Raw genomic sequence first — 11949 nt, 5'->3', positions numbered from 1 at the left:
TATAGTGTGTTACTTCTTACCAAATCTCACGATGACCGACCGAGCTGACACAGAGCGGACGAATCGGTCGTCAGCCGCGCCGACGCGGCTGGGTGAAGCGAGCGCTCTCGAGGACGTCGAATCCTACGAGGTCGACGGCGGGATCGTCTTCTACGACCCGCAGAACCCGCTCGCGTGGGTCGAAACGTCGGAGACGGTGATGCTCACCGAGCACTGCTGATCGGTGGCAGACTGCTCGTCGACGGCCCATTCCTGACCGCGCGGCGGACTGCTCGTCGACGGCTCATTCTCTCTCGCGTCGCGACCGTCCGAGAACGAACTGCTTTTGCGAACGCCGGCCCTCCACAGACGTGTGCCGTCGGATTTCGACAAGTGGCCCGACGAACCTGACGAACCCGATCCCGAGGGACGCTGGGACGCGCCCGAGGAGGACCTCGTCTCGGTCCCGTCGGTCGAGATTCCCGGCGACGCCGACGAGGCTGAGGACCTCGGCGTCGAGATCGACGGCGACCTGGCGAAGTTCTTCTGGGCGACCGTCGTCTACGCCAACGTCGCTCTCGCCGGGATCAGCATCGGGCTGCTACTCGTCGGCTTCCGGGGGCAGTGGGCCTGGGGCGGTGGCGCCATCGCCGTCGGGGTTTTTGCGCTCTACCGTACGTACGATCTCTATCGGACGTACCAGCGAGAAGTCGCCGCCGACGAGAACGACGCAGCCGCGTCCGACGGAACGGCCCCGAAGAGGACCGACACTCCCAACGCCGACACTCCAGACACCGACACTCCTGACACCGACACTCCAGACACCGACACTCCTGACACCGACACTCCCAACGCCGACACTCCAGACACCGACACTCCTGACACCGACACTCCTGACACCGACACTCCAGACACCGACACTCCTGAAACCGACACTCCCAACGCCGACACCACCGACGTATGACACGGGGTCCCCTGTTCTGCAGGCACAATCTCTATGCAGCCCCCGGCCCTCCGGCCCACTATGCGGACCGTTCGCGACGCGTCCGGTGACCGGTATCTCCTGGTCAAACGCTCCGGTGATTCGAGCCGGGTTCGGGACCCGAGGACCGGCGAGGAGCAGTATCTGCCGAACGCGGAACTGACGTTCGACGGGACCGACGAGGCGCCGCTTTCGGTCGCAGCGACGGGCGTTCCCGAACCGGTCCGCCGCGTCGTGAGCGCCGCCCACGACGACCGTTCGCTCGGCCTGCTCGTGGAACTTGCCGACCGAGGGCCGCTGTCGGCCGTCGAACTACTCGACGCCTACGATCTCTGTGAGTCAGATCTCCACGGCCTGCTCACGGAGTTCCGGGCCGCGGGACTCCTCGTCGAGACGACCGTCCACGGCGAGCGCGGCTACGACGCCACCGACGTGACACGGCGCGCGGTGGCGTCGCTCAGAGAACGCGAGTAAGTCGAAAACAGCCGACAAGCGGTCGACCGAAACGGGGCGACGGTGCCGTTAGCCAGGCCGGCCGAAACGGGTCGACGGTCTTTTCAGGCAAACGCCCTGCTGGCTTCGCCGTCCGTCGCAGCGTCCGCCCGGATCTTCTCCCACGCCGAGAGGAAGTCCGCCATCGTGATCTCCGTCCGGTCCTCGCGGATGGCGAACATCCCTGCCTCCGTGCACATCGCTTTGATGTCCGCGCCCGAGGCGTCGTCGGCGAGGTCGGCGAGGTGCTCGAAGTCGACGTCGTCGGCGACGTTCATATCCCGGGTGTGGATCTTGAAGATGATCGCACGCCCCTCTCGGCCGGGCTTCGGCACCTCGATGAGGCGGTCGAAGCGGCCAGGGCGGAGGATCGCCTCGTCGAGCATGTCGAAGCGGTTCGTTGCGGCGATGATGCGCACCTCGCCGCGCTCGTCGAAGCCGTCCATCTCCGAGAGCAGCTGCATCATCGTCCGCTGGACCTCCGCGTCGCCGGAGGTCTTCGAGTCCGTCCGCTTCGAGGCGATGGCGTCGATCTCGTCGATGAAGAGCACCGCCGGCTCGTTCTCGCGGGCGACCTCGAAGAGGTCGCGGACCAGCTTCGCGCCCTCGCCGATGAACTTGTGGACCAGTTCCGAACCGGCCATCTTGATGAAGGTGGCATCGGTCTGGTTCGCGACGGCCTTCGCGAGCATCGTCTTCCCCGTCCCGGGCGGCCCATACAGGAGGACGCCCGAGGGGGGCTGGATGCCCACCTTCTCGAACATCTCCGGTGACTCCAGCGGCATCTCGACGGTCTCCCGCACCTCCTGCATCTGGTCTTCGAGCCCGCCGATGTCCTCGTAGGTGACGTCGGGGCTGTGGTCGACCTGCATCACCCGGGCGCGGACGTCGGTCTCGTTGTCGAGGCGCTTGACGATCGACAGGGAGTTGTTGACGGCCACGCGCGCGTCCGGTTCGAGGTCCTCGCGCATCTCCTCGGTGACCTCGGTGAGCGCCTCCTGGTTGTTGCCGTGCTGTTTGATCACGACGCCGTCCTCGCCGATCTCCTGGACGGTCGCGACGAACAGCGGCGACTGCTTGAGCTTCTTGTTTTCGTGGGTCAGCCGTTCGAGCTTCTGCTGGTACTTGTTGTTCTCCGCGTTCGCGTCCAGCAGCTTGTCCCGCATCTCTTCGTTTTGGGACTCGAGAACGTCCAGACGCTCTCTGAGCGCCCGGATCTTCTCCTGCTGCGACGCCGACTCGTCGTACGGGAGTTCGACGTCGTCCACAGTATCAGTCATCACTGTTCGTAAGGTGGGACTTCTTAAGAGACTTCGGGTCAGCGAAGTCTCGGCGGTGCCGACAGCGCACTTCTACGCTGTCTGCGAGGCGCCTGTCTTCGCCGGTGGGCCTCGTTCGACCCCTCGTTCGTCGATACCGACACCCGTCGCTGCCGGTCTGAAAAATTGAAGGAATACGCTATTCAGTTCGGCGCGCTGCTTTCAGCGAGAGTCGATGAGGAGCCACCCTCGGGGTCTTCCCAGACGAGGCGGACCGTTTCGCCCGAGTCGTAGGGCCCCTTTGCAATCTGATCGCCGGCAGTGTACGGAGAGTTCTCGTCACTGTAATTCGCCCCACTGAAACTGGACGTGGAGTCTGAGGTAGCGACCCTAATTGAACTGTTTTCGAGCTGGTCGCCCGAAGCGTGAACGAGCGTCACGTTCCCGTCGCCGCTGGTTGGCGAGGCGCTCTCGTTGTAATTGAAGTCAATGGTCGCCTGTGGCGCCGTATTCTGCAGACTGCCACCGAGGTTCAGCACGAAGGAACCGATGACAGCGGCCAGAATAACGGTTATTGCGACCATCAGTATCACGCCGATGACCGGCGACACTGCCGAATCGTCTGTGAAGAGTTGTCGTACTTGCATTGTCTTGGATGCGACACCAGCCCAACCTCTGGGTCCCCCCTAGTGGCGCTGGTTGCCCCGGCCGGGCTTTTCCCACTCGATTATATAAAACATCGCATCTCAGAGTCAGATTTGATAATCAGAGCGGCTAACACGCCGGTTTCCTGGATATTAGCTCGTTTGAGGGCCCGACCGATCAGACCGGTGAGTTGCTTCGCTACAGTGAAACTCATAACTGAGAACTGGCCGCATCAGAAATCGAGTCCCCGAGTACGAGCACCGTTCGCGGACGCACTGGGTCGACGCCGAGTGCTGTGGAGTACTGTCCGGCGCATCGATCCGCCGTTGTAAAACTCACAGCTGGGATGCGACACGTCTGACGAATCGTTGTGTGCACCTCGATCCCTGATCACGACGGAAGAATACTGATGGACTCGCCGGGATTTGAACCCGGGGCCTCTCCCATGCCAAGGGAGTGATCTACCTCTGATCTACGAGCCCGCGTCGGCATTCCTCCGTATTCCGTTTTCGCTCTTAAGCGCTTCGACTTGGCGAACGACAGCCGCGGGTCGCAATCCTTTTGTCGCCGTCGCTGGTGGAGATAGGTGGGAACAGCACGGCCGCAAGTCCGACTCGCCGCCCCGCGCGGCTTGGGATTGCGGAAGTGCGACGAGCCGACACCCGTCGGACTCGTCATATCGCATCTTCTGCGGTCTGTGCCGTTCCAATCGATAACAATGGCACGAATGCACACCCGCCGCCGTGGCTCGTCCGGTTCGGACAAGCCGGTGGCAGACGACCCCCCGGAGTGGAGCGACGTCGACGCAGACGAGATCGAAGAGCGCGTCGTCGAACTGGCGGAACAGGGCCACGAGCCCAGCCAGATCGGCCTGAAACTGCGCGACGAGGGCGTCAAGGGCGTTCCGGTCCCTGACGTCAAAGCCGCGACGGGCAAGAAGGTCACCACGATCCTCGAGGAGCACGACGCCGCACCCGAGCTCCCGGAGGACCTCAAGAACCTGATGGAGCGCGCCGTGCGCCTCCGCCGCCACGTCGACGAGAACCAGCAGGATATGCAGAACAAGCGCGCGCTGCAGAACACCGAGTCGAAGATCCGTCGCCTCGTCAACTACTACCGCGGCGACGAACTCGACGAGGACTTCACCTACACCCACGACCTCGCGGTCACACTCCTCGAAGACTAACGTCCGATGGCCTCCCGATCCGACGCCGGCGCGGACGCGGACGCCCCCTCCGAGAGCGTCGCCGCCGCACTCGCGTCGGCCGGGTTCGTTCGGATCGTCCCCTGCGCCGACGGCGACGCGCTCGCTGCTGGCGGACTCCTTGCCAGAGCACTTCGGGACGTCGGCGTCGCGTTTCAGGTGCGCGTGGCTCCGTTCGGTGCCGACGTGTCGCCGGTCGAGGACGGCCTCGCCGTCGCGGTCGGGGCAGCGCCGTCAGGTGCAGACGTGACTCTCGCCGCCGCGGGAGCGCCGTCGAGTCTCCGCGCGTACGAGATCGCAGAGGCGCTCGCAGCGCGGCACGGGGGTGCGGCTCCCGATCCGGTGTTGGCGCTCGCTGGGGTCGTCGCCGCGGGCGCACACCCCGGTTCGGCCGCCGGATCGCTCCTCGAGGTTGCTGAAGCCGCTGGATCGATCGAGCGCCGCCCCGGCGTGGCGATCCCGGTCGACGACGTCGTCGACGGGTTGGCCCATTCGACGCTCGTCCGCGCGCCCTTCTCGGGCGATACAGATGCCGCGGCCGCAGAACTCGCGGGGCTCACCGGCACCGATTCCGACGAGCGCGACGCAGACGGGCGGCGGTCGATCGCGTCGCATCTCGCGCTCGGCGTCGCGGCCGACGAGGAGGCGACGCCGCGAGCGGCGACCGCCGTCGAGCGGGCATTGCGCCCCTATGCGACGCCTCAAGCGCCGTTCGAGACGCTGGGCGGCTTCGCCGACGTGCTGAACGCCACCGCTCGGGAACGACCCGGAACGGGCGTCGCAGTCGCGCTCGGTCACGGCGGCCACGGCGCCGCGGTGGACGCCTGGCGGACACACGGGCGAGCGGTTCATCGCGCAGTTCGGTCGGCGCACACCGGGCGCTACGACGGCGTGTTCGTCGTCCGCCCGAACGTTCGCGATGCGGACGCCAGTGGACGGGCCAACGACCCCGTAGTCCCGGGTCGGCTGGCGACCGTCGCGCGACTCGTTCGTGACTTCCGTTCGCCCGAACCGGTCGTCCTCGCGCTCGAAGACGGGGTTGCTGCGCTCGCCGCAGTCGACGGTGGCGCCGACGACGCCGCAAGGGCGCTCGCATCGGAGTTCGTCGCGGGCGATTCGACGACTGCGACCTGGACGGCCGGTCCGACGGCAGCGCTCGCTCGATTCGACGCCGAAACCGCCGACGCCGACGTCATCGCCGCGGTGAGAGAGGCGCTCCAAGACAGCACGGACGACTCCGGCAGGGAGGTACCGGAATGACGACCGACAGGACAGTAGACGAACGACAGACGGACGCGGCGCGTGACGCGTCGCGAACGGCCCGCCTGCGGACGCAGCACGCCGACGCCGAGACGGTGGCGGCGGCGCTCCGGCCGGACAACACCGACGCGATGGAGATGGTCGTCGAGGGCAACACCCTCGTGACGACGATCTCCCGCGCGACCACGGGCGGGCTGCAGTCCACGGTGGACGACACCGTGGTCAACCTGACGGTGGCGGACGCCATCGTCGACACGACACAGACATACTATGAGTGAACGATCAGTTTCGAAGCAGAAGAGCGGGAAGCGATGGTACACCCTCATCGCGCCGGAGCAGTTCGACCGGACCGAACTCGGCTCGACCTTCGCGGACGAGCCCGAGAAGGTCGAGGGTCGAACCGTCGAGGTCACTCTCGGCGACATCACCGGCGACCAGGGTGAAAACAACACGAAGCTCACCTTCAAGGTGCGAGACGTCGGCAGCGACGCCGCCTACACCGAGTTCATCAAACACGAACTCGCGCGGGACTACGTCCGCAGCCTCGTCCGACGCGGGGCCTCGAAAGTCGACGTCGCGATCACGGTGCGGACGACGGACGATTACCGCGTCCAGCTGCAGCCCGTGGCCTTCACGACCAAGAAGGCCGACCGCAGCCAGGAGAAGGCGATCCGGCGCGTGATGATCGACCTCGTCGAGGACGCCGCCGCCGAGCGCACCTTCGACGAACTCGTCGACAGCGTCATCGAGGGACGGCTCTCCTCGGCGATCTACGGCGAGGCGAAGACCATCTACCCGCTCCGGCGGGTCGAGGTCCAGAAGCTCACCCTCGAAGCGCGACCCGAAGAGGTCGCCGCCGAGGAAGAGGCCGCCGTCGACGTCGACGAAGAGGACGTCGCGGTCGACGACGCCTGATTCGGATCGTCGCGACTTTCAGTCGCTCGTTTCTTTCGGACTCCGTCGAGCCGCCGCTACTGACACAATCGCGGCAGCGTTGGTACAGTACCACAGGCGTGAAAAACTGGCACCAGCCCTCACTCTTCGACGACGACCGTCCCGACCATCCCCGCCTGCTCGTGGGGGATACAGAAGTACCCGTACTCGCCGGGCACCTCGAACGTGTGCGACCACGTCTCCCCGCTGTCGATGGCGCCGCCGAACTCCGAGCGGAATCCCTCGCGAGCGGCTTCCGTGGAGTCGTAGCCGCCGCTGGCGAAGAACGCCGCGTCCGCCGGAATCGCGTCGTCGTAGGCGGTGACAGTGTGGCCGCGCGAACTCGTGTTTTTCCAGACGACCGTCTCACCGACCGAGATGGTCACCGTGACCGGATCGAACGCGACCGCCGTCATCCCGACGTCGTAGTCGCTTTGTGCGCCCGCCCCGGCACACCCTGCGAGTCCCGCAGCGGTCGTCGCGCCGATGCCGACGAGCACGCGACGACGGGAGAGGCGCCGGGTGGCCGCGCTCCGCTCTCGTTCCATAGTTGCTCCTCGGGACGGGAGCGATAAATGTGGCCCGGTCCGGACGGAAAGCGCCCGGTCCGGATGTAAAGAGGTAAACCGATCCTCCGAGTCGCCCGAGGTATGAAGCCGCGGTTCGTCGGTCGACTGGGCCTCGCCGACGCGGTGACGATATCCAACGCCGCCCTCGGATTCGTCGCTGCCGTCGCCACGACCGTCGATGTCGAACTCGCGGCGCGGATCCTCCTGCTTGCGGCGATTGCGGACGCGCTCGACGGCGTCGTCGCGCGGCGGCGCGGCGGGACGACCGTCGGCCCGTACCTCGACTCGCTGGCCGACGTGGCTTCGTTCGGCGTGACGCCCGCGCTCCTTGTCGCGATGGCCGTCGCCGAGGCGTGGGGACTCGGCGGCACGCGCGGCCTCGTTGCGCTCGCCGGCTGTGCGCTTTTCGTCGCCGCGGCAGTGACGCGACTCGGGCTCTACACCGCCTACGACAGCGACGCCGCCGAGACGGAGGGGGTCCAGACCACGCTCGCGGCGACGATTCTGGCCGCCGCCGTCCTCGCAGGGTTCACGAGTCCGATCGTACTCGTCCCGCTGGTATTCCTGCTCGCCGGGCTGATGCTCGCGCCGATCACCTACCCCGACCTCCACGCGCAGGACGCGGTTGTGATGGGTATCGTGCAGGCCGCAGCGATCCTCCTCGCTGGTCGGATGGGGCGACGGCTCGTCGGCGAGATCGGCGAGGGCTTCGCCTTCGGCCTGCTGTTTCTGTCGCTCGCGTACCTCTTTTTCGGCCCGCGGTTCTACTGGCGGCGGGACTGAGCGGCCTCGCGATCGGACACCGTGGCTGACGTCGGCCTACATCCCCATATCAGCGGCGGCCTCGGGAACCGGGAGGTCGTTCGGCGAGACGCCGAGCAGTTCGGCGACGTGATCGAGTGCCATATCGAACCCGTAGTAGCGTTCGAGTTCGTCGCCGTCGGCACTCGGGCGGACTTTCAGCATCGCATAGCCCTCGGTGTTCTGTGCGATCGCGGCCGTTTGCCCGTCAGCATCGAACGTCAACAGCCGCTCGGTGTCGGTCTCTCGATAGCGCGCCGTGATCCCGGTTGCGGTCGCCTCGCGGTTAGCCATACCCCACGTTGGAACTTGGGAAAGTCGAACCTACCGGTTCGGCGCGGGAAGCGAAACTGACGTAGGCTTCCCGTCCGACGACCCGACGATGCGATGGCTTCAGAGCGGTCGGCGGCGGGATCTGTGTGCGCTACTCTACGAAGCGGGGTCGCTCCGGAGACAACAACTGAAGACGGCACTCGAACGCCACTACGAGACGCGGATCGAGCCGCAATCGTTCGCCGGGAGCGTCGACGCGCTCGTCGACCGCGGCCTCGTCGCCCGTGATACCGAGGGGATCCACGACGTCTATCAGCTTACCGATGAAGGCGTCGCTGCCGTCGAAGCGTACCACCAGTGGCTCACGGAGCGTTTACACAGCGGAGCCGACGGGGGATCCGAGACCGGCGGGGACGATTCGACCCGGCGCTAGTTTGAACCATACCGCCGTCGGCTGCGAGGGTAGACGCCTGGTGAAAGCGCAGTTCCGAGCGACTCGCAGGTGTTAGGTGGGATGCCCGGCGGGACTATCCCACGAAACGCTGTTCCGATACGCTATGCAGCAACCGGCCGCGTTCCTCCACCATCGGCCGCCTCGTGCCACGAAGCTTTTTATGCCGCCCATCGTAGTGACTCACATTCCGAATGTCTCAGCAGGATGACCGCCCCCGAGTCGACCGGGCCGACCTCCAGTGGTGCCACGAGTCGGTCCAGGGGGTTTCTCGTACCTTTGCGCTCACGGTGGACGTGCTCGATGAACCGATGTCGTCGTACATCTGTCTCGGGTATCTCGTCTGCCGGATCGCAGACACTGTCGAAGACGCCTCGCACATCCCTCCCGCCGACCAAGCGGCGCTCCTCCGGACCTACGACGCCGTCCTCGACCCCGAGGACGACACCGAGGCCGAGGAGTTTGCAACCGCCGTAGAACCATACCTCCCCGCCGACGAGTCGATGACCGACGACTGGGCGGTCGTCCGCGACTCCCCCCGCGTGCTCCGGACGTTCAGCAGTCTCCCTGCCGACGTCCAGCGAGCGGTCGTCCCGCCGGCACGGGAACTGGTCCAGGGGATGGCCGAATTCGTCGAACGGTACAGCGACGACGGCGGTCTCCGGATCCAGACGCGAAACGAACTGGAGGAGTACTGCTACTACGCTGCCGGTACTGTCGGCAACCTCATCACGAACCTCGTGACCCGGCACGACGTCGCCGCAGACCGCAGCCGCCGGCTGTACGAGACCGCAGAGCAGTTCGGCCTGCTGCTGCAACTCGTGAACATCTCCAAGGACGTCTACGACGACTACACCGCCGAGGACAACGTCTACCTCCCGGCGGAGTGGCTCGAGGACGCCGGCGTCCCACAGGAGGAAGTCGTCGCGGACAAACACGAGGCGAAGGCGGCGTCGGTCGTCCGCCGCACCGCCGAGTTCGCCGGCTCCTTTATCGACGACGCGCAGACGTACCTCGAAGCAGTTCCCCTCCGCGACGGCAACACCCTCGAAGCCTGGGCGATCCCCTTCGTGCTTGCGGTCGGGACGCTCAGGGAACTGCTCTCACGACCCGAGGACGCGCTTTCCTCGACGGGCGTGAAGATCTCCCGACAGGAGGTGCTCGCCGTCGTCTCGGAGATGAGCGGGGGCGCAGACAGGGATTCGCTCGGCGAACTCCGCCGTGAGGTTGCCGCGGAGCCGTACCACCGGACTGTTTCGCAGACGAACTGATCGGTCGGCCCCAGCGGCGTCGGTGCTGTGGCACCGCTCGTTTTGGGAGGGTTTTTAGTCGTCGGATCGAAACGGGCGGTTATGGGAACCGAAGAAGCACACGACGACCACGGACACCACCTCCCGGCCGTCGAGGACTGGCCGCGCGGGTTCGGCGAGGCTAGCTGGTGGCCGTTCGTCACCGCGATCGGGGCGGCGGGCGTGTACGTCGCCGCTGCACTGTACATTCTGGGTCGGGGCGACAGCGCGATCATCTCACCGGTGGCCGGCCCCGCGGCGCTCGTCGCCACGGTCGGCATCTTCCTCGTCGGACTGTACGGTTGGGTGTATCACGCCTTCGTGAGTACGTTTTGGTCCCGGGATGCGGACCACCAGAGCGCGAACAAGCTCCGGTGGGGAATGCTCGCGTTCCTCGGGTCGGAACTGGCGACGTTCGGCGGCCTGTTCGGCTACTACTTCTACGTCCGCGCGGGCGACTGGGAGTCGATCTTCGTCGGCATTCCGAAGCTGACGGGCTCGCTCGTCATCATCAACACGGCGATTCTGGTCCTCTCCTCGATCACGCTTCACTTCGGTCACGTCGCCATTCGCGAGGACAACCGGCGGAAATTCGTCGGGTGGCTCGCGGTGACGCTCCTGCTCGGCGTGATCTTCATCGGCGGGCAGGTCTACGAGTACTACGAGTTCATCATCCACGAGGGCTTCACCCTCTCTTCCGGCGTCTTCGCGTCGGCCTTCTTCGGACTGACGGGCCTGCACGGCCTCCACGTCAGTCTCGGCGCGGTGCTCCTCGGCATCGTCTTCGTCCGCGGGCTGCTCGGACAGTACTCCGCCGAGCGGCACGTCTCGGTCAGCACCGCCTCGATGTACTGGCACTTCGTCGACGTCGTCTGGATCTTCCTCGTCGTCGTGCTCTACGTCGGCGCGGAAGTCGGCGCCTGATCGGCGTCGTCGGGAGCCCGTTTTCCACAGTTCGAGTCGATGCGTCCTGACCGACTTGCCGGCCCGGCGGGTGCCGCGGTCGCCCTGGGCGGTGTTGCCGCTGCGATCGTTCGTTCGCCGACGTTCTCCTGGACGACCAGTGCGCTCTCGGATCTCGGCATCGCCGCCGAGACCGCGCTTCTGTTCAACGGGGGCCTCGTCGCCGGTGGGGTGATCGCTCTCGGCTACGGGCGTGCGCTCCGTCGACATTCCACGTCGGTTGCGATCGGGTACGCGCTCTCGATAGCCGCGATGATTTTCGTCGGCGTGTTTCCGTCCGGGACGGCGCCGCACTTTCCGGTCGCTGTCGCCTTCTTTCTCTCTTCGACGGCGACGGTCGCCCTCGACGGGTGGCAGCGACGGACGGTGTTCGTCGGACGACTCGCGATCGCCGGTGCCGCGGTCCACCTCTTCGGCTGGGTCCTGTGGGGTGCTGGGATCCGCCCGGGACCGGGACTCGCGCTTCCGGAACTGGGTGGCGTCGCCCTGTTTGCCGGCTGGGTCCTCTTTCTCGCCCCACCGGTTTCGACCTGACCGGCATCCGCTCGACTCCGGAAAACCGGACCAGTTTTCACACTCGTCGCGAGACTGTCGCGTATGGCCGACGAGGAGACCGACGAGCCGACGGTGCCGATCGTCTGTGAGGCCTGCGGGACGGACACGCGGGTACCGCTCTCGGAGCTCCGAGAGACACTCGAGACGCACAACGAACACCGACACGACGGCGAGGAAATCGCCCAGATCGACCCCGTCATCGCCGACGAACTGGCCAACGCCGTCGCGGCGGATCTCGGGCTCTACGGTGCCGAAGACGACGGCTGACGCCCTGCTCCGGCGCGGCATCGTCGC

17 protein-coding genes and 1 tRNA gene are annotated in these 11949 nt (G+C 66.1%); 13 read left to right on the top strand and 5 right to left on the bottom strand.

What is annotated here, in order from left to right:
• Positions 1 to 31 precede the first annotated feature (31 nt).
• The 3 genes from RJT48_RS04000 to RJT48_RS03990 all read left to right on the top strand — a co-directional run bounded on the left by RJT48_RS04000 (position 32) and on the right by RJT48_RS03990 (position 1435).
• Entirely contained in the window at positions 32 to 220 is a 189-nt protein-coding gene (locus tag RJT48_RS04000) for a DUF7331 family protein (protein WP_311170955.1), read from the top strand.
• Between the two features lie 132 nt (positions 221 to 352).
• Entirely contained in the window at positions 353 to 943 is a 591-nt protein-coding gene (locus RJT48_RS03995; protein WP_311170954.1) for a DUF7322 domain-containing protein, read from the top strand.
• A 60-nt stretch (positions 944 to 1003) separates the two neighbouring features.
• Positions 1004 to 1435 carry a DUF7346 family protein gene (locus RJT48_RS03990; protein ID WP_311170953.1) on the top strand — a complete coding sequence of 144 codons (432 nt, stop codon included), beginning with the start codon at positions 1004 to 1006 and terminating at the stop codon, positions 1433 to 1435.
• An 83-nt stretch (positions 1436 to 1518) separates the two neighbouring features.
• On the opposite strand, the gene pan1 is transcribed toward RJT48_RS03990, so the two are convergent.
• The 3 genes from pan1 to RJT48_RS03975 all read right to left on the bottom strand — a co-directional run bounded on the left by pan1 (position 1519) and on the right by RJT48_RS03975 (position 3839).
• Entirely contained in the window at positions 1519 to 2733 is a 1215-nt protein-coding gene (gene pan1, locus RJT48_RS03985) for a proteasome-activating nucleotidase Pan1 (protein ID WP_311170952.1), read from the bottom strand.
• Positions 2734 to 2915: 182 nt separating this feature from the next.
• Complete coding sequence (locus RJT48_RS03980) at positions 2916 to 3359, bottom strand: type IV pilin domain-containing protein (RefSeq protein ID WP_311170951.1); 444 nt, start codon at positions 3357 to 3359, stop codon at positions 2916 to 2918.
• A 408-nt stretch (positions 3360 to 3767) separates the two neighbouring features.
• Positions 3768 to 3839 (bottom strand) — tRNA-Ala (locus RJT48_RS03975).
• A 236-nt stretch (positions 3840 to 4075) separates the two neighbouring features.
• On the opposite strand from RJT48_RS03975, the gene RJT48_RS03970 reads away from it, so the two are divergent.
• The 4 genes from RJT48_RS03970 to RJT48_RS03955 are packed head-to-tail and all read left to right on the top strand — an operon-like array spanning position 4076 to position 6736.
• Positions 4076 to 4543 carry a 30S ribosomal protein S15 gene (locus tag RJT48_RS03970; protein WP_311170950.1) on the top strand — a complete coding sequence of 156 codons (468 nt, stop codon included), beginning with the start codon at positions 4076 to 4078 and terminating at the stop codon, positions 4541 to 4543.
• Between the two features lie 6 nt (positions 4544 to 4549).
• Positions 4550 to 5821 (top strand): hypothetical protein, encoded by a 1272-nt coding sequence (locus RJT48_RS03965; protein ID WP_311170949.1) that lies wholly within the window; start codon positions 4550 to 4552, stop codon positions 5819 to 5821.
• Positions 5818 to 6099: a KEOPS complex subunit Pcc1 gene (locus RJT48_RS03960; protein ID WP_311170948.1), complete on the top strand. Its 282-nt coding sequence runs from the start codon at positions 5818 to 5820 to the stop codon at positions 6097 to 6099. The genes RJT48_RS03965 and RJT48_RS03960 overlap by 4 nt, the downstream gene beginning before the upstream one ends.
• The gene (locus tag RJT48_RS03955; RefSeq protein WP_311170947.1) at positions 6092 to 6736 is read left to right on the top strand and encodes a 30S ribosomal protein S3ae; all 645 of its coding nucleotides are present in this window, start codon (positions 6092 to 6094) and stop codon (positions 6734 to 6736) included. Before RJT48_RS03960 ends, RJT48_RS03955 begins: the two co-directional genes overlap by 8 nt.
• 119 nt (positions 6737 to 6855) lie before the next feature.
• Here the strand turns inward: RJT48_RS03955 and RJT48_RS03950 are convergent, their stop codons facing one another.
• A complete protein-coding gene (locus RJT48_RS03950) occupies positions 6856 to 7302 on the bottom strand; it encodes a cupredoxin domain-containing protein (protein ID WP_311170946.1) in 447 nt (148 codons plus the stop codon).
• A gap of 102 nt (positions 7303 to 7404) precedes the next feature.
• Here RJT48_RS03950 and RJT48_RS03945 point away from each other — a divergent pair, with 102 nt between their 5' ends.
• Positions 7405 to 8106 carry a protein sorting system archaetidylserine synthase gene (locus tag RJT48_RS03945; RefSeq protein WP_311170945.1) on the top strand — a complete coding sequence of 234 codons (702 nt, stop codon included), beginning with the start codon at positions 7405 to 7407 and terminating at the stop codon, positions 8104 to 8106.
• Between the two features lie 36 nt (positions 8107 to 8142).
• Here RJT48_RS03945 and RJT48_RS03940 read toward each other — a convergent pair whose 3' ends face one another.
• Positions 8143 to 8418: a DUF7111 family protein gene (locus RJT48_RS03940; protein WP_311170944.1), complete on the bottom strand. Its 276-nt coding sequence runs from the start codon at positions 8416 to 8418 to the stop codon at positions 8143 to 8145.
• A gap of 88 nt (positions 8419 to 8506) precedes the next feature.
• Here RJT48_RS03940 and RJT48_RS03935 point away from each other — a divergent pair, with 88 nt between their 5' ends.
• The 5 genes from RJT48_RS03935 to RJT48_RS03915 all read left to right on the top strand — a co-directional run bounded on the left by RJT48_RS03935 (position 8507) and on the right by RJT48_RS03915 (position 11922).
• Positions 8507 to 8830 carry a DNA-binding protein gene (locus RJT48_RS03935; protein WP_311170943.1) on the top strand — a complete coding sequence of 108 codons (324 nt, stop codon included), beginning with the start codon at positions 8507 to 8509 and terminating at the stop codon, positions 8828 to 8830.
• Between the two features lie 212 nt (positions 8831 to 9042).
• The gene (locus RJT48_RS03930; RefSeq protein ID WP_311170942.1) at positions 9043 to 10119 is read left to right on the top strand and encodes a phytoene/squalene synthase family protein; all 1077 of its coding nucleotides are present in this window, start codon (positions 9043 to 9045) and stop codon (positions 10117 to 10119) included.
• Positions 10120 to 10200: 81 nt separating this feature from the next.
• The gene (locus tag RJT48_RS03925) at positions 10201 to 11061 is read left to right on the top strand and encodes a cytochrome c oxidase subunit 3 (RefSeq protein ID WP_311170941.1); all 861 of its coding nucleotides are present in this window, start codon (positions 10201 to 10203) and stop codon (positions 11059 to 11061) included.
• A 39-nt stretch (positions 11062 to 11100) separates the two neighbouring features.
• On the top strand, positions 11101 to 11634 hold the full coding sequence (locus RJT48_RS03920) for a DUF998 domain-containing protein (protein ID WP_311170940.1): 534 nt from the start codon (positions 11101 to 11103) through the stop codon (positions 11632 to 11634).
• Positions 11635 to 11697: 63 nt separating this feature from the next.
• On the top strand, positions 11698 to 11922 hold the full coding sequence (locus RJT48_RS03915) for a DUF8149 family protein (protein WP_311170939.1): 225 nt from the start codon (positions 11698 to 11700) through the stop codon (positions 11920 to 11922).
• Positions 11923 to 11949: the final 27 nt, after the last annotated feature.

This window comes from Halobellus ordinarius (assembly GCF_031823395.1).
GTDB lineage: Archaea > Halobacteriota > Halobacteria > Halobacteriales > Haloferacaceae > Haloquadratum > Haloquadratum ordinarius.
The sequence above is the reverse complement of the archived record's forward strand: the minus strand, read 5'-3'. Positions and strand labels throughout refer to the sequence as shown.